At 58.3% G+C, this 21358-nt stretch carries 19 protein-coding genes; 9 read left to right on the top strand and 10 right to left on the bottom strand.

The window, feature by feature from the left end:
- The 3 genes from WLY71_RS22195 to WLY71_RS22185 form a co-directional block, all read right to left on the bottom strand.
- The coding region (locus tag WLY71_RS22195) for an L-threonylcarbamoyladenylate synthase (protein ID WP_347805244.1) at positions 1-478 on the bottom strand (478 nt) is incomplete at its 3' end.
- A gap of 55 nt (positions 479-533) precedes the next feature.
- Positions 534-1634, bottom strand: coding sequence for a DNA-processing protein DprA (gene dprA, locus WLY71_RS22190; protein ID WP_347805243.1), 1101 nt, complete (start codon positions 1632-1634; stop codon positions 534-536).
- A 79-nt stretch (positions 1635-1713) separates the two neighbouring features.
- On the bottom strand, positions 1714-2739 hold the full coding sequence (locus tag WLY71_RS22185; protein ID WP_347805242.1) for a LysM peptidoglycan-binding domain-containing protein: 1026 nt from the start codon (positions 2737-2739) through the stop codon (positions 1714-1716).
- A gap of 172 nt (positions 2740-2911) precedes the next feature.
- Here WLY71_RS22185 and def point away from each other — a divergent pair, with 172 nt between their 5' ends.
- The 5 genes from def (at position 2912) to WLY71_RS22160 (ending at position 7574) form a co-directional block, all read left to right on the top strand.
- A complete protein-coding gene (gene def / locus WLY71_RS22180; RefSeq protein WP_046056612.1) occupies positions 2912-3418 on the top strand; it encodes a peptide deformylase in 507 nt (168 codons plus the stop codon).
- 57 nt (positions 3419-3475) lie between these two features.
- The gene (fmt, locus tag WLY71_RS22175; RefSeq protein WP_347805241.1) at positions 3476-4435 is read left to right on the top strand and encodes a methionyl-tRNA formyltransferase; all 960 of its coding nucleotides are present in this window, start codon (positions 3476-3478) and stop codon (positions 4433-4435) included.
- Positions 4432-5742 (top strand): 16S rRNA (cytosine(967)-C(5))-methyltransferase RsmB, encoded by a 1311-nt coding sequence (gene rsmB / locus WLY71_RS22170; protein WP_347805240.1) that lies wholly within the window; start codon positions 4432-4434, stop codon positions 5740-5742. The genes fmt and rsmB overlap by 4 nt, the downstream gene beginning before the upstream one ends.
- Positions 5743-5764: 22 nt before the next feature.
- Positions 5765-7138 carry a Trk system potassium transporter TrkA gene (gene trkA / locus WLY71_RS22165; RefSeq protein WP_347805239.1) on the top strand — a complete coding sequence of 458 codons (1374 nt, stop codon included), beginning with the start codon at positions 5765-5767 and terminating at the stop codon, positions 7136-7138.
- 121 nt (positions 7139-7259) lie between these two features.
- A complete protein-coding gene (locus WLY71_RS22160) occupies positions 7260-7574 on the top strand; it encodes a tetratricopeptide repeat protein (RefSeq protein WP_056738491.1) in 315 nt (104 codons plus the stop codon).
- Here WLY71_RS22160 and WLY71_RS22155 read toward each other — a convergent pair whose 3' ends face one another.
- The 3 genes from WLY71_RS22155 to tag all read right to left on the bottom strand — a co-directional run bounded on the left by WLY71_RS22155 (position 7575) and on the right by tag (position 9407).
- Positions 7575-7814 (bottom strand): PilZ domain-containing protein, encoded by a 240-nt coding sequence (locus WLY71_RS22155; RefSeq protein ID WP_347805238.1) that lies wholly within the window; start codon positions 7812-7814, stop codon positions 7575-7577.
- 107 nt (positions 7815-7921) lie between these two features.
- Entirely contained in the window at positions 7922-8809 is an 888-nt protein-coding gene (locus tag WLY71_RS22150) for a lysophospholipid acyltransferase (protein ID WP_347805237.1), read from the bottom strand.
- 40 nt (positions 8810-8849) lie between these two features.
- Positions 8850-9407 carry a DNA-3-methyladenine glycosylase I gene (tag, locus tag WLY71_RS22145; RefSeq protein ID WP_347805236.1) on the bottom strand — a complete coding sequence of 186 codons (558 nt, stop codon included), beginning with the start codon at positions 9405-9407 and terminating at the stop codon, positions 8850-8852.
- 81 nt (positions 9408-9488) lie between these two features.
- Between tag and glyQ the strand changes: the two genes are divergently transcribed.
- The 4 genes from glyQ to WLY71_RS22125 all read left to right on the top strand — a co-directional run bounded on the left by glyQ (position 9489) and on the right by WLY71_RS22125 (position 13910).
- Positions 9489-10442 carry a glycine--tRNA ligase subunit alpha gene (gene glyQ, locus WLY71_RS22140; protein ID WP_003213601.1) on the top strand — a complete coding sequence of 318 codons (954 nt, stop codon included), beginning with the start codon at positions 9489-9491 and terminating at the stop codon, positions 10440-10442.
- Entirely contained in the window at positions 10439-12493 is a 2055-nt protein-coding gene (gene glyS / locus WLY71_RS22135; protein WP_347805235.1) for a glycine--tRNA ligase subunit beta, read from the top strand. Before glyQ ends, glyS begins: the two co-directional genes overlap by 4 nt.
- Before the next feature lie 6 nt (positions 12494-12499).
- Positions 12500-13039 carry a D-glycero-beta-D-manno-heptose 1,7-bisphosphate 7-phosphatase gene (gene gmhB / locus WLY71_RS22130; protein WP_347805234.1) on the top strand — a complete coding sequence of 180 codons (540 nt, stop codon included), beginning with the start codon at positions 12500-12502 and terminating at the stop codon, positions 13037-13039.
- A 91-nt stretch (positions 13040-13130) separates the two neighbouring features.
- On the top strand, positions 13131-13910 hold the full coding sequence (locus WLY71_RS22125) for a lysophospholipid acyltransferase family protein (RefSeq protein WP_347805233.1): 780 nt from the start codon (positions 13131-13133) through the stop codon (positions 13908-13910).
- Between the two features lie 1062 nt (positions 13911-14972).
- Here WLY71_RS22125 and WLY71_RS22120 read toward each other — a convergent pair.
- The 4 genes from WLY71_RS22120 to WLY71_RS22105 all read right to left on the bottom strand — a co-directional run.
- Positions 14973-15311 carry a DUF7668 domain-containing protein gene (locus tag WLY71_RS22120; protein WP_347805232.1) on the bottom strand — a complete coding sequence of 113 codons (339 nt, stop codon included), beginning with the start codon at positions 15309-15311 and terminating at the stop codon, positions 14973-14975.
- Positions 15308-20146 carry an RHS repeat-associated core domain-containing protein gene (locus WLY71_RS22115; RefSeq protein ID WP_347805231.1) on the bottom strand — a complete coding sequence of 1613 codons (4839 nt, stop codon included), beginning with the start codon at positions 20144-20146 and terminating at the stop codon, positions 15308-15310. The genes WLY71_RS22120 and WLY71_RS22115 overlap by 4 nt, the downstream gene beginning before the upstream one ends.
- Entirely contained in the window at positions 20143-20883 is a 741-nt protein-coding gene (locus WLY71_RS22110; RefSeq protein ID WP_347805230.1) for a DUF4123 domain-containing protein, read from the bottom strand. The genes WLY71_RS22115 and WLY71_RS22110 overlap by 4 nt, the downstream gene beginning before the upstream one ends.
- The coding region (locus WLY71_RS22105; RefSeq protein ID WP_425589950.1) for a bacteriophage T4 gp5 trimerization domain-containing protein at positions 20873-21358 on the bottom strand (486 nt) is incomplete at its 5' end. The genes WLY71_RS22105 and WLY71_RS22110, both read right to left, overlap by 11 nt.

The raw sequence follows: 21358 nt of genomic DNA, 5'->3' as shown, positions 1-21358 counted from the left end.
ACACGTAATCCACCTGCCCACGGAAATACTGCTCGACGCGAATCCGCGTCCGCGCCGCCGGTTGGCCCTGCGGGTTGGCCGACGTTGAAACCAACGGCCCGACCACCGCGCACAAATCTCGCACCAACGGGTGATCGCTGACCCGCAGCGCCACCGTTTCATGCACGCCGGTAATCCACTGCGGCAACATATTCTGATGCGGCACCAGCCAGGTGTTCGGCCCTGGCCAGGTGCTGGCCATGCGATCCATCCACAATTCAGGAAAGTCTTCGAAGAGGAAGTCGAACTGGCGAATGTTGTCGGCCACCAGAATCAACCCTTTTTCCACCGACCGACCCTTGATCGCCAGCAGACGATAGACCGCCTCTTCGTCCCACGGGTCGCAACCCAGGCCCCAGACCGCTTCGGTTGGGTAGGCAATCACCGCGCCTGCGCGAATGGCTCGTGCGGCTTGTTGCACACGCCAACTGTTGACCATGAAAAAACACTCCGGAATAAGGCTCTGCGCAGTTTACCGATCTTCCTTATAAAACCTAGCTCACCCGCGCAAACCAGCGCCCGCTTTCGCAGACCGCACGGCCGTCCATTTCCAGTTCCGTCAGCGCTGCCAGCACTTTGGGCAAGGCCCAACCGCGGGTGACGGACAACGCTTCACTGGTGTGGGGCGCGGCATGCAGCAGCATGAGCAACGGATGTGTCACCGATGGTGTCGCTGTGGATAACGGCAACTGCTGCCAGCCGCGCAACGCTTCGAGGATATGCTCGATGGTTTCCACCAGCACTGCGCCGTCGCGGATCAGTTGATGACAACCTTTTGCGCCCGGATGATGAATCGACCCGGGAATCGCATACACCTCGCGCCCTTGTTCCGCCGCCAGCCTCGCGGTGATCAACGAACCGCTGGCGACGCTCGCCTCAACCACCAGCACGCCCAGGGATAAACCGCTGATGATCCGATTGCGCCGGGGGAAGTTACTGGCGGTCGGCCCGGTGTCCAGCGGGAACTCCGAAAGCACTGCGCTGCCCGAGGCGATCATCGCGTCTGCCAGTCGTCGATTACGCTGTGGATAAAACTTTTCAAGTCCCGTGCCAAGTACACCGACCGTTCGCCCGCCCACGTCCAAAGCGGCTTGATGGGCGGCGGCATCAATGCCCAGCGCCAAACCGCTGGTAATGACAAAACCGGCGCCGGCCAGACTGCGGGAAAAGGCGGCGGCGGTGTCCATGCCCGGCCGCGAAGCGCGACGGCTGCCGACCATCGCCAACTGCGGTTTTTCCAGAATGCCGGGATCGCCCGCCACGAATAACAGCGGCGGCGCATCACTGATTTCCGCCAGCAGTGCCGGGTAGTCAGATTGGTCCCACATCAGTAAATGCTGGCCCGGACGCTCTAGCCAGGCCAATGCATGGCTCGCGCCATCACGGATTTCACTGGAGCGCCTGGCCTCTACGCAAGCGAGGGGCAAACCCAGCGAACGCCAGGCACTGGCCGGTGCGCTGATAGCTTTGGACGCCGAACCGAAGGCCTCAAGCAATTTCTTGAAACGCGCAGGACCGAGTTCCGGCAGGCGATGCAAACGTAAACGAGCTTCCAGTTCCGCAGGGGAAACCGGTGCAAAAGCAGACAGCGACATGGATCATCCTTGATCGTTATGAGCCCCGTTCAAACGGGAATAAGCTGTGGATAACTCTGTTGGTAACTTGTGGAGCCTGTTAAGGATTTCGCACCTTGTCCAGCACCGCCAAGGAGCGTGATGCGTTGAGCACCAGCCCGTAGCTGAGCTTGTCGTAGGTGCGGAAAACCATCAGCAAACCGGCGCGTTCATCCGGGATTTTCAATGGCTGACCGGTGATCCGGTCACGCACGGTTTCGCCGGTTTTCATCACCACCAACACGTTGCCTTCGGCCAAGCCATCGCGCTGGCCTTTGTTCAGCGTGACCACATCCAGCGCGCCAATTTGGGTAACCCCGCGCGGCACGTCGATGATCAACCCGTTGATCTCGGTTTTTGGCGCACTGGGCATGAAGGTCGAGTTGATGGAGCGCTCTTCACCGCTGAACAAGCGGTCGCCGAGGCGGACTTCCTGAGTGGTGCGTTGCAGTGCCAGGGTGGCGACGTCGCCTTCGGTGGCCACAATCTCGCCGCTGCCGATGTCGTCGGCATTGATCCCCAAAAATTCTTTACTGACCGGATCGGTGTAGACCTTGCCCTGACGGAAGATGCCGTAAACCGGCTGGGCCGGGTCGAAGTGGCCGCGAGCAAAGATTCGGTCACCGGTGCCACTGAGCACGCGTTCGGCATCGCCGGCGACGATATAAGGCGCCTTGTCGAAGTCCTCGACCTTGTCGACGATGCGGTTGCTCAGCAGAAAGCTGTTGATCGATTGCAGCGGAATGCTCGGGATCGCATCGGCGACCGGGCTGCTGCGGATGCGTGGCGACAGCTTGATGGTGCCCCGGGAAGCGCCACGGTTGAGGGTCAGGCGTGGCTGCCCGTTGACGTAGACCAGCGACAGCGAGTCGCCGGGGTAGATGAGATTGGGGTTTTCGATCTGTGGATTGGCCTGCCAGAGTTCCGGCCATTTCCACGGTTCACGAAGGAATTTCCCCGATATGTCCCACAGTGTGTCACCCGATACCACGGTGTATTGCTGTGGAAAACCTTCCCTGAGTTGCACTTGCCCGTGCGCCAAACCGGCCGAGGCCAGAAGGAGCAAGGCGAGTAGTGATTTCCTCATGCGGTGAATCCCTTTATTATGTGCATTCGCGTAGAACGCCAGAGCCCTCGTGGCTCGCTTCCGACTCTTTACCAAAAAGAGAAGGAAGCTACGTTTTACAACGGTAGCCTGCATCTTCGGACCCGCCAGGCCATCGACCCGACATTACCTCAAACGTGCAGCAATTAAGCTTATGGCCATTTTAGACATCCTCGAATTCCCCGATTCGCGCCTGCGCACTATCGCCAAACCTGTGGCCGTAGTGGACGACGAAGTGCGTCAGTTGGTCGATGACATGTTTGAAACAATGTATGAAGCGCCAGGCATCGGCCTCGCCGCGACCCAGGTCAACGTGCACAAACGTATCGTCGTGATGGACCTCTCCGAAGACCGCAGCGAACCACGGGTGTTCATCAACCCCGAGTTCGAAACCCTGACCGACGAGATGGAGCAATATCAGGAAGGCTGCCTCTCGGTGCCGGGCTTCTACGAAAACGTCGATCGCCCACAGAAGGTCAAAATCAAGGCCCTGGACCGCGACGGCCAGCCTTACGAACTGATCGCCGAAGGCCTGCTCGCCGTGTGCATCCAGCATGAATGCGACCACCTGAACGGCAAATTGTTCGTCGACTACCTGTCCAATCTCAAACGCGACCGAATCAAGAAGAAACTGGAAAAGCTCCATCGCCAGAACGCTTGATGCCCTCCTTTCAAAGGCTTGCTGCGGCAAGCCTTTTTCTTTTGCGAGACCTTTTGAATGACTGAGCCACTGCGCATCGTCTTTGCCGGCACCCCGGAATTCGCCGCCGAACACCTCAGGGCCCTGCTCGACAGCCCTTACGAGATCGTCGCCGTCTACACCCAACCGGACCGTCCGGCGGGTCGCGGGCAAAAGTTGATGCCAAGTCCGGTCAAGCAGTTGGCTCTGGTAAACAACATTCCTGTGTTGCAACCGCCGACGCTGCGCAACGAAGACGCTCAGGCTGAACTGGCCGCGCTCAAGCCGGACTTGCTGGTGGTGGTCGCCTACGGCCTGATCCTGCCGCAAGTGGTGCTGGATATTCCGCGTTTGGGCTGCATCAACAGCCACGCCTCCTTGCTGCCACGCTGGCGCGGTGCGGCGCCGATCCAGCGCGCCGTCGAAGCGGGCGACAGCGAAAGCGGTGTGACCGTCATGCACATGGAACTGGGCCTCGACACCGGACCGATGCTGCTGAAAGTCACCACGCCGATAACCGGTGAAGACACCGGCGGCAGCCTCCACGACCGTCTGGCCGAAATGGGCCCGCCAGCCGTGATTCAGGCGATTGCCGGCCTCGCTGCGGGCACTTTGGAAGGCGAAGTGCAGGACGACAGCCTCGCCACTTATGCTCACAAATTGAACAAAGATGAAGCGCGCATTGACTGGAGCCGCCCGGCGGTTGAGCTGGAACGTCTGGTCCGCGCCTTCAATCCATGGCCGATCTGCCACAGCACGCTGAATGGCGAAGCATTGAAGGTGCTGGCCGCCAGCCTCGCTGAAGGGCAGGGTGTTCCCGGTGAAATCCTCAGCGCCAGCAAGGATGGTTTGATCGTCGCCTGCGGTGAGCAAGCCCTGTGTCTGACTCGTCTGCAATTGCCCGGCGGCAAGGCGCTGAACTTCAGCGACTTGTTCAACAGCCGTCGTGAGAAATTCGCCGTCGGCACCGTCCTCGGTCAAGCGGCGGACGCTCAATGAATCCACGTCTGGCCGCCGCCAAGGCACTCGCCGCTGTTCTTAACGGAAAAGCCTCACTCAACAGTTCCCTGCCGACACAGATGGACAAGGTCGAAGACCGTGACCGCGGCTTCACTCAGGACCTGGCGTTCGGCACCGCTCGCTGGCAGCCGCGTTTGTCGGCGCTGGCGGCCAAGTTGCTGCAGAAGCCGTTCAAGGCAGCCGACGCCGATGTCGAAGCGCTATTGCTGGTCGGTCTCTACCAATTGCTCTACACCCGGGTTCCGGCCCATGCCGCCATCGGTGAAACCGTGGGTTGCGCCGACAAGCTGAAAAAGCCCTGGGCCAAGGCCTTGCTCAACGCCGTGCTGCGCCGCGCCCAGCGTGAAAGCGAAGCACTGCTGGCCGAGCTGGAACACGATCCTGTGGTGCGCACTGCCCACCCACGCTGGCTGCAAAAATCCCTGAAGGCTTTCTGGCCTGAGCAGTGGGAAGCCATTTGTGCGGCGAACAACGCGCATCCGCCGATGATCCTGCGGGTCAACCGTCGTCATCACAGCCGTGATGCTTATCTCGGGTTGCTGACCGACGCCGGCATCGCCGCCACGCCGTGTGTTTACAGTCAGGACGGCATCATTCTCGAAGCCGCTGCCGACGTGCGCAGCTTGCCGGGTTTCGCCGAAGGCTGGATCAGCGTGCAGGACGAAGCCGCGCAACTGGCCGCCGATCTGCTCGACCTGGCACCGGGTCAACGGGTGCTGGACGCCTGCTGCGCACCGGGCGGCAAGACCTGCCACATCCTTGAAGCCGAGCCGGCACTCGCCGGCGTGGTAGCGGTGGACCTGGAAGCCAAGCGTTTGGTGCGAGTGCGGGAAAACCTCGCACGCCTGGGCCTGAGCGCCGAACTGATCGCCGCCGACGGCCGCGACACCACCACCTGGTGGGACGGCAAGCCGTTCCAGCGCATTCTGCTGGACGCGCCATGCTCGGCCACCGGTGTGATTCGTCGTCATCCCGACATCAAGCTGACCCGCCAACCGGACGACATCGCTGCTCTAGCGGTGCTGCAAGGTGAGCTACTCGACGCCATGTGGATAACTTTGGAGGTCGGCGGCATCCTGCTTTACGCAACCTGCTCCACGCTGCCAACCGAAAACACCGAAGTCATCGAAGCCTTCCTCGCTCGCACGCCGGGCGCCCGTGAACTGGACCTCGCGACTCAAGCCGGCATCAAGCAACCTCACGGTCGCCAATTGCTGGCCCAGGACGGCGGCCACGACGGGTTCTACTACGCCAAGCTGATCAAGATCGCCGCCGCGCGCGGTTAATGGGTTTTAAGGGAGTGACTGGATGAAAATCATCATCCTCGGCGCAGGGCAGGTCGGCGGTTCGCTGGCAGAACACTTGGCCAGCGAGGCCAATGACATCACTGTGGTCGACACCAACGGCGAACGCCTGCGCGACCTTGGCGATCGGCTGGACATCCGCACCGTGCAGGGGCGCGGCTCACTGCCGACGGTGCTGCGCCAGGCCGGCGCGGACGACGCCGACATGCTGGTGGCGGTGACCAACAGCGATGAAACCAACATGGTGGCCTGCCAGGTTGCCCACACCCTGTTCCACACGCCGACCAAAATCGCCCGGGTTCGCGAAGCCGCGTACCTGACTCGCTCCGAGTTGTTCGACAACGAAGCGATTCCGGTGGACGTGCTGATCAGCCCGGAACAAGTGGTCACCAATTACATCAAACGCCTGATCCAGCATCCGGGCGCCTTGCAGGTGATCGACTTCGCCGAAGGCAAAGCCCAATTGGTGGCGGTCAAGGCGTACTACGGCGGCCCGCTGGTGGGTCAGCAACTGCGTCAGTTGCGTGAACACATGCCGAATGTCGAAACCCGCGTCGCGGCGATTTTCCGTCGTGATCGGCCGATCCTGCCGCAGGGCGATACAGTGATCGAGGCAGATGACGAAGTCTTTTTCATCGCCGCCAAGGCGAATATTCGCGCCGTGATGAGCGAAATGCGCCGCCTCGATGAGAGCTACAAACGCATCGTCATCGCTGGCGGCGGGCAGATCGGTGAGCGTCTCGCCGAGGCCATCGAAAGCCGTTACCAAGTGAAGATCATCGAGATGAACCCGGCGCGCTGCCGTCATCTTTCGGACACCCTCGACAGCACCGTGGTACTGCAGGGCAGCGCTTCGGATCGGGATCTGCTGCTGGAAGAGAACATCGCCGACGCCGACCTTTTCCTGGCCCTGACCAACGACGACGAAGCCAACATCATGTCGTCGCTGCTGGCCAAGCGCCTGGGTGCGAAGAAGGTGATGACGATCATCAACAACCCGGCCTACGTCGACTTGATTCAGGGCGGCGACATCGACATCGCGATCAGCCCGCAATTGGCGACCATCGGCACCTTGCTGGCCCACGTGCGTCGCGGCGATATCGTCAGCGTGCACTCATTGCGCCGGGGCGCGGCGGAGGCCATCGAGGCGATTGCCCACGGTGATGAGAAGTCGAGTAAGGTCATCGGCAAGTCCATTGAGAACATTGGCCTGCCGCCGGGCACCACCATCGGCGCAATCATCCGCGACGAAGAGGTGATCATTGCCCACGACGACACGGTGATCGCGGCCGGCGATCATGTGATTCTGTTCCTTGTGGATAAAAAGCATATTCGGGATGTGGAAAAGCTGTTCCATGTGGGACTCAGCTTCTTCTGATCCGGAATACGTGCTGTGGCATAAATCGCCAAGATCGCAGCCTTCGGCAGCTCCTACGCCGATCTCTGTAGGAGCTGCCGAAGGCTGCGATCTTTTGATCTTCGCTTCAAAGGAATCCACCATGATCGAATCCCTGGAAAAAATGCTCGCCAAGGGTGTGGATAACTCGTTGCTGCGCTTCGGGCTGGGCAAGGGTTATCTGGATCTTGGGGAAAACGCCAAGGCCGCCGAGCATTTCCAGCGTTGCGTCGAATTTGATCCGAAGTATTCAGCGGCCTGGAAGCTATTGGGCAAGGCCCATCTGGGGCTGAAGGATTTCGCATCCGCACGTCAGGCGTGGGAACAGGGCCTGGAGGCCGCTCGCGCCCATGGCGACAAGCAGGCCGAAAAGGAAATGACCGTGTTTCTGAAGAAGCTTGAGCGTCAGGCTCACTGATCAGAGGTATCGCAGGCCAATGCCCTCGGCATCCACCAACACCACTTCCATGCGCACCCGTGGCGCGCCTGTGGGTAAGTCCTGCACCTGACCGTAAACCACCGCGCCCTTGGGCAGCGCCGACAAGGCCGGATGCTTGACGTAGACGCCCGTGGTCGAAAGGTTACGGGTCTGACCGAAGCATTCGCCGAAGCTTTCGTGAATGATCTTGATGCGAAACGATTTGCGCTGTTCGGACATCTTTTGCGTCCTTGGGTGAACGGGTTGTGGATAACCTGAAGCGCAAGATCAAAAGATCGCAGCCTGCGGCAGCTCCTACGGGTTATCCACAGATCGTGCCAGCCTTATCAGTACCAGCGTTCTTCGCCGGGTGGCCGCTTCTTGAAGCGCTTCATGCTCCACATGTACTGGCTCGGATACGCCCGCACATAGCGCTCGACCACCTGGCTCATGGCTGCGCAGGACGTTTCGGTATCGGTGCTGTACATGGCCTCTGGCGCGGCTTCCAGGATCACTTTGTAACCCGAACCGTCCGGCAACCGCAGGGCATGCAGGAACACGCCGACCGCTTTGCCGCCCGCGAGCATGTTCGGTACGAATTTGCTGGTCAGGGCCTGAGTGGCGAAGAACGGCACGAAAATCCCGGCGGATTCGGACGGTTCCGGGTCAGCGGGAATGCCCACCGCACCACCTTTGCGCACTTCCTTGATGACGCTGAGGATGCCTTCCTTGGTGGAAGCGGCAACCCGGTTACCCAGTTGCACCCGCTGCTTGCGCAGCAAATCATCCACAGCCTTCAACTTTGGCGGGCGATAAAAAATGATCGGTTTGCACTGGTTGCAATAGAAGTGGTTCAACACTTCCCAGTTGCCCAAGTGGCTGGTGATACCGACGACCCCTTTGCCGGAGGCGAGGGCGTCCTTTAATACGTCGAGACCTTCGACTTCACGCACCAGGTCGATGGAGCGCTGGGCCGGCCAGATCCAGGCGCAGGCACTTTCGGTCAGGGACTTGCCGATGTCTTTAAGGCTCTGGCCTACCAGTCGCTCCCGTTCAGCCGCGTCCATGTCGGGGAAGCACTTGGCGAGATTGATCCGCACCACATCGCGGGAACGGTTGGGGGTTTTCCACATCACCCAGCCGATGGCCGAGCCCACTGCCTGCACTGCCCGCCACGGGAGCAGGGCAAACAGCCGCAGAGCGCCTACCAGCAAGGCGCCTTTCAACTTATCCACAGGTCACTCCTGATCTTGTGCTGTGCGCGAGGCGGCTATTCTAACCGCCGTTCGCCAGCGCCGCGTAGCGATCGCAATCCTGAGTGTGGTCCATGACCATGCCCGAGGCCTGCATCAGCGCGTAGCAAATGGTTGGGCCGACGAAGGTAAAACCAGCCTTTTTCAGGCCTTTGCTCATCTCCACGGCGGTCGGCGTCACGGCCGGCACTTCGCTGCGGTCCTTGAAATGGTTGATCACAGGCATGCCGTCGACGAAGGACCAGAGAAATTCCACCGGATCCTCCAGCGCCAGCCAGGCCTGGGCATTGCGCCGGGCCGCATTGAGTTTGAGGCGATTGCGAATGATGCCCGGATCGAGCATTAATTCATCGATTTCCGCGTCGCTCATTTGCGCCACGCGCTGTACGTCAAAGCCGAACAGCACCTCGCGATAACGTTCACGTTTACGCAGCACGGTGATCCAGGAAAGGCCGGCCTGGAACCCTTCGAGCAAAAGCAACTCGAACAATCCCTGCGCATCGTGTAGCGGCGTGCCCCACTCCTGATCGTGATAAGCCATGTACAGCGGATCTTCGGAACACCAAAAGCAGCGTGGCATAAGGCTCCAGGGGGCGTGCGCAGGACCGAATCGGGTATACTCCCGCTCTTTAAATCGCAGCCCAAGAAACAGGTGAATTTCGTGAGCCAGCCTACGCCAGCCGTGCGTACCTTCCAAGACTTGATCCTCGCCCTCCAGCAATACTGGGCCGAGCAAGGTTGTGTGGTACTTCAGCCCTACGATATGGAAGTAGGCGCCGGGACTTTCCACACTGCCACGTTCCTGCGCGCCATTGGCCCGGAAACCTGGAACGCCGCTTATGTGCAGCCCAGTCGTCGCCCGACTGACGGCCGCTACGGCGAAAACCCGAACCGTCTGCAGCACTACTACCAGTTCCAGGTCGTGCTGAAGCCGAACCCGGACAACTTCCAGGAACTGTACCTGGGCTCCCTCAAGCATGTCGGCCTGGACCCGTTGGTCCACGACATTCGCTTCGTTGAAGACAACTGGGAATCGCCAACACTGGGCGCCTGGGGTCTGGGCTGGGAAGTCTGGCTCAACGGCATGGAAGTGACGCAGTTCACGTACTTCCAGCAAGCGGGTGGCATCGAGTGCTACCCGGTGACCGGCGAGATCACTTACGGTCTTGAGCGCCTGGCCATGTACCTGCAGGGTGTGGACTCGGTCTACGACCTGGTCTGGGCTGACGGTCCGTTCGGCAAAGTGACCTACGGCGACGTGTTCCACCAGAACGAAGTGGAGCAGTCGACCTACAACTTCGAACACGCCAACGTCGAGAAGCTGTTCGAGCTGTTCGATTTCTACGAAAGCGAAGCCAAGCGCCTGATCGAACTCGACCAGCCGCTGCCGTTGCCGAGCTACGAAATGGTGTTGAAGGCCTCCCACACCTTCAACCTGCTGGATGCGCGCCGGGCGATCTCGGTGACCGCGCGTCAGCAATACATTCTGCGTGTCCGCACCCTGGCGCGTTCCGTTGCGCAAGCCTACCTGCTGGCTCGCGCCAAGCTGGGCTTCCCGATGGCGACCCCGGACCTGCGTGACGAAGTGTTGGCTAAGCTGGAGGCTGCACAATGAGTGCTCAAGATTTTCTGGTTGAACTGGGCACCGAAGAACTGCCACCCAAAGCCCTGAACACCCTGGCCGACGCATTCCTGGCCGGTATCGACAAGGGCCTGCAAGCCGCTGGCCTGAACTACGAAACCAAAACCGTCTACGCCGCGCCACGTCGTCTGGCTGTGCTGATCACCGATCTGGCGACTCAGCAGCCGGATCGCAGCATCAACCTCGATGGCCCGCCACGTCAGGCCGCGTTCGATGCCGAAGGCAACCCGACTCAAGCGGCATTGGGCTTCGCCAAGAAGTGCGGCGTCGACCTGAGCGAAATCGATCAAAGCGGCCCGAAACTGCGTTACAGCCAAAGCATCGCCGGCAAACCGACCGCGAGCCTGCTGCCAACGATCGTCGAAGACTCCCTGAACGACCTGCCGATTCCCAAGCGCATGCGCTGGGGTGCTCGCAAGGAAGAATTCGTTCGCCCGACTCAGTGGCTGGTGATGCTGCTTGGTGACCAGGTCATCGATTGCACCATCCTCGCCCAGAAGGCTGGTCGCGATTCCCGTGGTCACCGCTTCCATCACCCGGAAAGCGTGCGCATCACCTCGCCGGCCAACTACCTGACCGACCTGCGTGCCGCTTATGTATTGGCCGATGCCAATGAGCGTCGCGAACTGATCAGCAAACGCGTCGAAGAGCTGGCAACGATGCAGGAAGGTACTGCAATCGTTCCGCCAGCGCTGCTCGACGAAGTGACCGCGCTGGTTGAATGGCCGGTGCCGCTGGTGTGCTCGTTCGAAGAGCGTTTCCTCGACGTGCCGCAAGAAGCCCTGATCACCACCATGCAGGACAACCAGAAGTACTTCTGCCTGTTGGATGCCGACGGCAAGTTGCTGCCACGTTTCATCACCGTGGCCAACATTGAAAGCAAAGACCCACAGCAGATCATCGCCGGTAACGAGAAAGTGGTTCGTCCACGCCTGACCGACGCCGAGTTCTTCTTCAAGCAAGACAAGAAGCAGAAACTCGAAGATTTCAATCTGCGTCTGCAGAACGTGGTGTTCCAGGAAAAACTCGGCAGCGTCTACGACAAGGCTGAGCGCGTTTCCAAACTCGCTGCGTTCATCGCCCAACGCATTGGCGGCAACGCCGCATGGGCTTCCCGTGCAGGCCTGCTGTCCAAGTGCGACCTGGCGACCGAGATGGTCGGTGAGTTCCCGGAGATGCAAGGTGTCGCCGGTTACTACTACGCCCTCAACGACGGCGAGCCGGAAGAAGTCGCTCTGGCGCTGAACGAGCAGTACATGCCGCGCGGTGCTGGTGCGGAACTGCCGACCACCCTGACCGGTGCGGCCGTGGCCATCGCTGACAAGCTCGACACACTGGTGGGTATTTTCGGCATCGGCATGCTGCCAACCGGTAGCAAAGACCCGTATGCCTTGCGCCGTGCTGCGCTGGGTGTGTTGCGGATCTTGATCGACAAGAAGCTCGACCTCGACCTGAACGACGCCGTGGCGTTTGCCGTGAACGCGTTCGGTACCAAGGTCAAGGTTGCCGGCCTCAACGATTCAGTGCTGGAGTTCGTCTTCGACCGTCTGCGTGCCCGTTACGAAGACGAAGGCGTGGATGTCGGGACTTACCTGTCGGTGCGTGCCCTGAAACCGGGTTCGGCGCTGGACTTCGATCAGCGCGTACAAGCGGTAGAGGCGTTCCGCAAATTGCCGGAAGCCGCTGCCCTGGCCGCCGTGAACAAGCGCGTTTCGAACTTGCTGAGCAAGGTTGAAGGCTCTGTTCCTTCGGTCGTTGAAGCCAAGTACTTCGACAACGCCAACGAGTTCTCCCTGTACTCGGCGATCCAGCAGGCTGACCAGGCTGTCCAGCCGATGGCTGCGGCGCGTCAGTACAGCGAATCGCTGGCACGTCTGGCTGCCTTGCGCGAGCCGGTGGATGCGTTCTTCGAAGCCGTAATGGTCAACGCTGAAGATGCCAAGGTCCGCGCCAACCGTTATGCGTTGCTGTCGCGTCTGCGTGGGCTGTTCCTCGGCGTCGCCGATATTTCGTTGCTGGGGTAAGACTGTTTGAAACTGCTGATTCTCGATCGGGACGGGGTGATCAATTACGACTCCGACGCTTACATCAAGTCGGTGGAGGAGTGGATTCCGCTCCCGGGTTCGATCGAAGCCATCGCGCAGTTGAGCAAGGCCGGCTGGACGGTAGCGGTGGCTACCAACCAGTCGGGCATCGCTCGCGGCTATTACGACATCGCCACCCTGGACGCCATGCACGAGCGCTTGCGCGAGCGGGTGGCGGAGCAGGGCGGTGAAGTCGGGCTGATCGTCTATTGCCCGCACGGGCCGGACGATGGCTGCGAATGCCGCAAACCAAAACCCGGGATGTTGAAAACCATCGCCGCGCATTACAACGTATCGCTGACCAATCTTTGGTTCGTCGGCGATACCCTTGGTGACCTGGAGGCCGCCAAAGCCGTCGATTCTCAGCCAGTTTTGGTAAAGACCGGGAAAGGCGAAAAGACTTTGGGCAAGACCCTACCGGTAGGCACCTTGATTTTTGACGATCTGGCGGCGATTGCCGCAGAACTTGTGCACAACTGCACTTAAATAAGTCCTGCGCTTCTGATATTCCTGTCCAAGGATGAAAGGGAAGTGCGCTTTAAATAGGCGGGCAGTGCCCGCAACGGTAAATGTCGCCATGTCGATACTGCAGGCCATCAGATCCTTCCTCTTTTACCTGCTGCTGGGCACCAGTTCCTTGCTCTGGTGCAGCCTGAGCTTTTTTATCGCGCCTTTTCTGCCGTTCAAGGCGCGGTATCGCTTCATCAATGTGTACTGGTGCCGCTGCGCGTTGTGGTTGAGCAAAGTCTTTCTGGGTATCAGCTACGAAGTGAAGGGCGCCGAGAACGTGCCCGACCAGCCCTGCGTGATTCAGTCGAACCACCAGAGCACGTGGGAAACTTTCTTTCTCTCCGCTTACTTCGAGCCGTTGAGCCAGGTACTCAAGCGCTCATTGCTGTTTGTACCGTTCTTCGGCTGGGCCATGGCCATGCTGCGACCGATCGCCATCGACCGCGACAATCCAAAAGCCGCGCTCAAGCATGTGGCGAAGAAAGGCGATGAACTGCTGAAGGATGGCGTCTGGGTGCTGATCTTCCCCGAAGGGACGCGAGTTCCGTATGGCACCATCGGCAAGTTCTCACGCGGTGGCACCGCGTTGGCGGTCAACGCCGCGCTTCCAGTCCTGCCGATTGCGCACAATGCTGGCAAGTTCTGGCCGAAAACCGGTTGGGCGAAGAAGCAGGGCGTTATTACCGTGATCATCGGCGCGCCCATGTATGCAGAGGGTAGCGGGCCGCGTGCGGTTGCCGAGCTCAATGATCGGGTCCAGGCCTGGAACGAGCAGATGCAACGTGAAATGGGTTCGCTGCCAGCCGCCCCGCAAGCCCCGACGGCTACCGATCAAATGGCTATCTGAGATTTTGTGGATAACCTGTGTACCGTTTTGTTGAAATGCGTCGGATTTAGTTTGTAGGCTTATGATTTATATACATATTTTATAAACCAATAAAAAACCGAAAAAGGTGCATAAGTTTTTTTCGGACGTAAAAAAACCGGCTGATATAGCCGGTTTTTTTATGTCTTCGGTTCAGGTGTTTCAATCTTCGTTGGAGAGCGTGGCAGCAATGACCGAGTAAACGGACGCACCTTTCAGACAGTAAAAAAGGCCAACGCTTGAGCGTTGGCCTTTTTCGTTTGGCAGGTTAGCTGGTGTAGGGTCACAAAATAGATGATCCGCGAGGCTCAGCAATCGTTGGCAGAAACTCATCTTTTTTGTGAGCCCCCCGACTGAGACTCACAAAATAAATGGGAAAAACCTACTCGCCTCACATAATAGTTGGTTCCACGTGGAACGTGGGCACGCAGGCGAACCGGCTGAGGAGCGATTCACTGTGACCTAGAGCTTAGGCCGGGGGTGTCTACCTTTTGGGTGTCGTGCCTGGAAATCATGGAGCGCTCCCGGAATGAAAACGGCGGCAGACTCAGATATACCGACTCTCATGTTAATCAGCGGGCTATGGGTATTTAACCAGCATGGTTTTATATACAGTTAAACCGTAGTATACACGCGAGAAGGCCCAGCAATAGCTGAACTTCGCCGCTAAATGACAGTGTGGACTTTGGGCAATAATCGATCTAACACATATGAGGTGAAAATGGAGAGTCTACCGACCATGCTTGGCGTCGTTTTGGGAGTAGCACCTGTTGGCGCTGATGCGATTTTGACCCCGGGGTCAAATTCGCGTCAGTACCAACATGCTCCCCTCTCATGGTGCTTTAAGGCGTCGGATTGTTGGTGCACCCAGGCCGCTGGAATTCATTGCCCCACCCGAATACTCAGCAAACGATGGCCTTGCTCGGGATTTCAGAGGCTGCGTATGGGACATTCAAAATTAGCCACCGGGATCAAATTCGTATCAGCGTCAACACATAGCGGTTAGAAAACCTCCCCACCGAGAAAAAATGCACTACAGCGTTTTCATAGAACACGCAGATCAGTCATTTGAAGCTTCGCTTTTGTTTCGTCATATATCAACTCAAGGGAAAGAGTCAGGTCACTCATTCCTTCTTCCTCTGTCCACAGTGGTACATCCAGAGCTAAGCCAGAGCCATCGTTGTACTCATAAGTATCTATCTTGTCTACGAAAGACGCAGGAGGTAATACCAATGTATTACCGTACTCGGAGAGTCTCGTTTCAATATCATGTTTGTTGAGCCTGCCATACCAGTTTTTGGCGGAGATTTTATCAAAATCGCCATTAACGAGCGCGTCAATAAGATCAATTATTTCTAGTTCGAGGTTCTTATCAATTTTCACTTTCGTCTATTCCCTGGTATGCGAGTCGAAGTCTCCGGCTTAACATCAATAGCCTTGAAGTGCTCGTCAGCATTTCTGATCAAGGCCTTTGCATCATCTTTCTTAATTCCGGCTTTACGCAATGCTCTGAAAGCAATTCTGCGTTCGGCTTTATAACTCCCTCCGCCAGCTCGGCGTTGAGCTTGTGTTGCTTCGTAATGAGGAGTGCCTTTCTGCGTAGAGGGGCCTGGTAGTTGTACTGCTGGCGCTGCTTTTCGATCATACCCAGGTAAGTCGCGTACCGCAGCATCTTGGATGATGTGGTGCGCATCTTTTGCTTTCGCATCAGTCAGTTCTTTGTAGCTTCCGCTTACTACAGGAAGGCCGGGTTCACCCTCATTTACTTTCGTATTTGTTGCGGGATCTTCTATCGCGTTTGGGGGCTTACACGCATCTCCACCCGGACAAGTATCCAGGCCCAACGGATCCACCCACCCCGTAGGGTTAGGCACGTACTGATAGTTGTTCAACCCCCCAGCGAGCTTAATCGGGTCCGGTGTCAAATACCGTCCGGTGCCCGGGTTGTAGTAGCGATGCCGGTTGTAATGTAAGCCCGTTTCCGCATCAAAGTATTGACCCTGGAAGCGTAGCGGGTTGTCGATTTCGGCAACGTCGAGGGTGGCGAGGTTGCCATAGGCACGGTATTTCGCCGACCACATGATCTCGCCGCTGTAATCGGTGAGCTCCTGCGGGGTGCCAAGGTGGTCGAGTTGATAGTAGAACGGCTCGGCTTTGAGGGGACCTTCGCCGTCTAGCATCGCCAAGGGACGGAAGGAGCCTGGTTCGTAGATGTAGCTGCGATAGCGGTTCTCGGCGCTTTCGGCGATCAGGCGTTCGTCTTGCCACAGGAATTCCGTGGTGTGGCCATCGATGGTTTTGGCGATACGGCGGCCGAAGGCGTCGTACTTGTAGCTTGCGATGCCGCCGCCGGGGAGGCTGACGCCCACCAATCGATGCTGGCAGTCGTAACGGTATTCAGTGACAAGCTTTTGCCCGGTTCCACGGCGTTCACGGCTCAAATTGCCAAAGGCGTCGTAGTCGTAATGGCGATCGCCCTGCATCAGCAGGCGGTTGCCTTTGACGTTTGCCAGGTTCGCGGTCGTCTGGTCGCCTTGACCGAGTAGGTTACCTGCCGGGTCGTGGGCAAAGCTTTCCGGGGTAATGCCGCGTACGTTGATCAAGCGGTCGAGCGGGTCGTAGTGGTAGCTGCGATTGCCTTTTCGGCTGTCATCGATGTCGACGAGGTTGCCGTTGGCAGCGTAAGCGTAGCGACGCTGGAACAGGTTGCGATCCTGCTGGCTAACGCTGTGAGCTTGCAGGCGGCCTTGTTCGTCGTATTGGTATTGGCTGTGCAACAGACCCTGTTGACGCTGCTGTTCGCGACCTGCGCTGAACTGGTGAGTGGTCAGGCGTGAACCGTTGAGGTCGATGCTGCTCAGTTGACCGCCTCGTTGGTGGCGATAATCAAGCTTGCTGCCGTCCGGGAGGCGGCAGTGTTTCAGTTGGCCTACGGTGTTGTACTCGTAACGCAGGGTTCCCCAACCTTGGTGCTCGGTGATCAGGCGGTCTTGCAGGTCGTATTCGTAGGCCAGCGGCCAGTTACCGTCGTCAACGTTAACGAGGCGGCCAAGCGCGTCGTAGCTGTAGTGAATTTCCTCGCCATCGGCCAAGGTTTTCACCAGCAGGCGGCCTGCGGCATCGCGCTGGTACTCGGTAATCAGTTCACTACCGTCGTCACCGAACTCGGTTTTCTTTAGTAACTGACCGTTAAGGTCGTACTCGTAGGCGGTCCGTCGACCGTCGAAGCCGGTTTCCTGCTCGATCAGGCCGTTCGGGTAGTAATCGAGGTGGTAGTGCTCGCCACGTTCGTTTTCGATCTCACTGAGCAGCAGGCGCGAGTTGTCGTAGCGGTAGCGCAGCTGGCTGCCATCCGGGTTGATGCGGCGGCTGACCAAGTGCAGGTTATCGGCATATTCGTAGCGGGTGACTCGGCCCAGCTCATCACGCTCGGCGGTGACACGGCCGTATGGGTTGTAAGTGAACGCGCGCGTAGCGCCACCGGGCAGCGTGATTTGCGCGAGGCGGTTGGCTGCATCCCATTGGTATTGGGTGATTGCGCCGCTTTCGTCTTGACGGGTGATCTGCCGGCCCAACGCGTCGTAGCGGTACTTGCGCTGGCCACCATCGGGCAACTGTTCTTCGAGCAGTTGACCGAGATTGTTCCAGCCCAGTTGGTGACGACTGCCGTCCGGATGGCGGATTTCTAGAAGACGGCCCTGGCGGTCATAGTTGTAGTGGGTTGAATTACCCTCCGGGTCGATTTGTTCGGTGATATCGCCTTGGTCGTTGCGCCAGTATTTCCAGGTCGCTGGACCACGGTTCACGACACGAACAAAACCGTTGTAGTACTCGTAAGTGGTCGGTGCGTCTTCCGGCGGGATAACCGCGATCAGTCGACCTGCTTCGTTGCATTGGTACTCGGTAATGGCGCCGAGTGGATCTTTCTCGGCGATCAAGCGACCCTTGTCGTCGTAGGCCTTCAGGTGCTCGGCACCACCCGGATCAACCTTGGCGACCAGTCGAGCCTTATCGTCGTGGGTGTAGACCTCTTCGCTGCCGTCAGCATTGGTAACCGTGACGCTGCCTTTGTCATCCCAGGCGTAATGCGCATCCATCTGCGAGAAGCTTGCCCAGTGATGGATGCATCGCGCCGATTTACCTTCTTTTTCCCATTCCCAGTAGAAACTGGCGCCACCGGCGAGTTGCCGCTCAAGAATGACATTCTGGTCGTTGTAGGCATAACGCTCGGCTTCGCCGGCGGCGTTTTTGGCTTCGAGCAGGCGGTGCTGGGCGTCGTAACTGTAGGTGACCAGGGTCTGGATGGTGCTCCAGGCGTCTTCCAGATTGTCAGCCGGGATGAACTGCTGGTAGTCGATGGCGACGATGTGCTTGCGGTCGTATCGCACGAGAAGGGCACGACCGGCGCCGTTATCTACGCGCTTGATTCGCCCGTGAATGTCACGGGTAATGTGCAGGCGATTGCCGTAGTTGTCGCTGATGGCGATCAGCGTTGCGCCCTTACTGTTGTAGCGGAAGTGGTAGAACTGGGTACGTTCTCCGGCCTGGGTGAGGATCAGTTCTGAGGGATCATCACCAAGGAAAATCGCTGCCTCCGATAGGCTGTTGGTGATCGCTGGACGCTGCACACTCGGTAACGGGAACGTGGTGATACGATTTTCGTGGTCGGTCCAGACCACCTCGTCGTCCTTGATGTCTACCCGCTGGGCAAGTGCATGGCTCCAGCCGTAGCCGAGGCCGCAATCCATTTCCGCAGCGCTGGTACGGTAAAGGCGAGTCCACTCGAAAGGTAGCAGTCCGCCGAGTTCACCGTCGGTCAGCGTCAGCAGCTCTTCGCCGGTGACCATCGATACTGGACAGCCGTTGGTGCAGGTTTTCTTGGCGCAGGTTGAGCTTTTTTCGTCGGGCGTTTTTGACTGGGCCGGAGCATCGCTGACCTTTTCCTTCGGCTCCAGGACGAATTGTTTTTCTGCTTTTTTTCGAGCAAATGCGGAGGCGTTTTTTTCCAGCAAGGAAGGCGTGTCGCTGGTGATCGGCACCGGACCTTTGGCAGTGGCTGCGGTTGCTTGTTCGATTTTCAACGCGGCCTTTTTAGCGGCACTTATCGGTACTCCTTGCGCACTGGCTACCAGAGGTTTCACGGTTTCACCGTGAGCCATCAAGGCATGCCCCTTGCTCGTTGCCAGGAGTCTTTCGGCAAACTCTTGCAGCATTTTTACAGCGGTGCCGGATTTGACCTTGGCCAAGGTTTTCGTGCCAACACGAATAGCCAACCCGAGGCCGCCCGATAGACAGATCCCTAGTATCACGTTGATCAGAAAGGAAGCGCCGATGGCCGTAATCACTTCCACACAGACTTGCGGCGGCAACATGCCAACCCACGCGATAATGGCGGAGAGATAGATGTACATCAGCGGTTCGTCGCTGAGAATCAGCAGTCCGGTGGCAATGGCTTCTTTCGATGCTGAGTAGAGTTTTTTGACTTCTTCTTCACTCAAGTAATGAAGAAGTTTCTCCACATTTTTATAGGGGTTGGCTAATAGTTCGAACAGGCTTTTGATGTCATCCCACAGACCCAGAAGCGCTTTCTCAAGACTATCGAGTGCAGACTGCATCAATATGAGCGAGCGACCCGCCCGATCTGCCGCCGAGTAGCTCGCCCACTGCGGCTGGAACTTACTTGACCATTCGCTTTTCAACCAACCGTCAAGGTTGCCGATGACACCCTGGTATGAGTCGTACAGCGCCTTGACGTTGCTTTCAGAAACGTTGGGGAAAAAAGTGATGCGGTACATCTGACCCGGTTTACAGCCTTTGATGACTTCAATGCCGCTCGGGCCGATATTCGCAGGAATCACCGGGCCTACCACGTCGTATCCACCGAACATCGCCTTTTTGACGGGTTCGAGCTTGACCGGTGTATTGCCGATGGGCACGTACCGAGCGCTCTCAAACATATGAATCAGTGTGAAATCACCCATCAACGGGCAGGTGGCAAAGGTTTCAACCGGCCCTGTCTTGGTCTTGCGCTTAGTAACGCTGACTTCGTTGCCCACCTTGAACTTCTGATCCACATCCATGGCCCAGCCAGTCCAGAAACTGTCGGCCCAGGTTTTGTAGTCAGTCAGGCAATTATTGAAGTCCTTGAGAATGACATTCACGTCAGGGGTCTTGGCGTCGAGGACTCGAATAACCAAATTACCGATGGGATCAATCATGACGTGACTTCCTTTGTCAGCTCAGCAGCAAGACGCTCTGCCATATCTTCTGTATTGGATTGTTGGCGCACGAAGCGCTCGACCTTGTGGCGCAAATTACTTTCGGGGAAGGCGAAGAACAGTTCCGGGCAATCCTCTCCCAACCACTGCATCAAGTTGTCAACGACGGTGGTGTGGTCTTTCTCTGTCAGGGTGTCGACTAACGTCTGCGGCACTTCCCACCACGGCCACTTCTTCGCCGGTGGCACGCCCCTCGCTCCCACATCCAGTGTCTGGCCATTGATGAGGTAGCGATCGAACACCGGCAAAACCTCACCAGCCCCGGCACCGAGCCCTTCAAGGATCGGAAAGATATGTCGTCCATCCCAGAACCGAAAAAACACCTCCGTCCCGTCAGGCATGAACACCTGAGTCAAACTGCGAAGATGTTCGAACACTACGTCCGGAGCGCTGGTGGACACCGCCAGCCAACCCCAGTCCTGGGCATCGGTTTCGGCGATCCACGGCAGGAAGTTCGAGTTGGGTTTGATCTCGGTGAGGTAGGGCATTACCGGTTGCCAGGCGGCGTAGGGGGTGCGGCCCCAGATCGGGGTGACCTGGGTGGTGGGTTCCAATTGATAAAGGCTTTTCAACGCTTCGGCATCGCTGGCGGCGCTGACGATCAAATAGAGACGTTCGCCTGTTTGCAAAGGGCGTTCAGCAAGCCATTCCTGTGGAGTCAAAAGATCAGATCGCACAAGCACCTGCCTTGCATTTCTCACACTCTTCACAGAACGGCGCATTACGCTTCAGCGTGTTGATCTGCGCCGGTGTCAGGACTTGCCCAGCCGTGTCGGCGTCGGCCTGTTTCAGCACGCCGGGCATCAACGGCGCTGCACCCGTGCCATTCCCCGGGCTGCCGCCGGAGTTCATGTTGATCACCGGTCCGCTCAGGGTGACGCCGCTGCCGTCGATCTTGATGAAGCTGCCACCGCCCTTGAGGGTCAGTTCGCTGCCGGCTTCGAGCACGACTTTCATGCCGCTGCTCAGGTGTATTTCCTGGCCGGCTTCGATGAATTGTCCGGTGCCGATTTTGATGTGTTGGTTCACACCGACGGTGAGGTGGTCGTTGGCGCGGGTTTCGACTTTGCGGTCGGCGTAGACGGTGTGGTGTTCTTCGGCCTTGAATTCGCTGTAGCTGTTTTGCTCGACGGTGTCGTGGCGTTCGTTGCC

This window comes from Pseudomonas rossensis (genome assembly GCF_039888995.1).
In the GTDB taxonomy this organism is placed as follows: Bacteria; Pseudomonadota; Gammaproteobacteria; order Pseudomonadales; family Pseudomonadaceae; genus Aquipseudomonas; species Aquipseudomonas rossensis.
The sequence above is the reverse complement of the archived record's forward strand: the minus strand, read 5'-3'. Positions and strand labels throughout refer to the sequence as shown.

Bases quoted from the DNA above. Each gene is read 5' to 3' on its own strand.
- dprA (WP_347805243.1), bottom strand. From the start codon at position 1,634: ATGTCGCTGTCTGCTTTTGCACCGGTTTCCCCTGCGGAACTGGAAGCT.
- WLY71_RS22185 (WP_347805242.1), bottom strand. From the start codon at position 2,739: ATGAGGAAATCACTACTCGCCTTGCTCCTTCTGGCCTCGGCCGGTTTG.
- def (WP_046056612.1), top strand. From the start codon at position 2,912: ATGGCCATTTTAGACATCCTCGAATTCCCCGATTCGCGCCTGCGCACT.
- fmt (WP_347805241.1), top strand. From the start codon at position 3,476: ATGACTGAGCCACTGCGCATCGTCTTTGCCGGCACCCCGGAATTCGCC.
- rsmB (WP_347805240.1), top strand. From the start codon at position 4,432: ATGAATCCACGTCTGGCCGCCGCCAAGGCACTCGCCGCTGTTCTTAAC.
- trkA (WP_347805239.1), top strand. From the start codon at position 5,765: ATGAAAATCATCATCCTCGGCGCAGGGCAGGTCGGCGGTTCGCTGGCA.
- WLY71_RS22160 (WP_056738491.1), top strand. From the start codon at position 7,260: ATGATCGAATCCCTGGAAAAAATGCTCGCCAAGGGTGTGGATAACTCG.
- WLY71_RS22155 (WP_347805238.1), bottom strand. From the start codon at position 7,814: ATGTCCGAACAGCGCAAATCGTTTCGCATCAAGATCATTCACGAAAGC.
- tag (WP_347805236.1), bottom strand. From the start codon at position 9,407: ATGCCACGCTGCTTTTGGTGTTCCGAAGATCCGCTGTACATGGCTTAT.
- glyS (WP_347805235.1), top strand. From the start codon at position 10,439: ATGAGTGCTCAAGATTTTCTGGTTGAACTGGGCACCGAAGAACTGCCA.
- WLY71_RS22125 (WP_347805233.1), top strand. From the start codon at position 13,131: ATGTCGATACTGCAGGCCATCAGATCCTTCCTCTTTTACCTGCTGCTG.
- WLY71_RS22115 (WP_347805231.1), bottom strand. From the start codon at position 20,146: ATGATTGATCCCATCGGTAATTTGGTTATTCGAGTCCTCGACGCCAAG.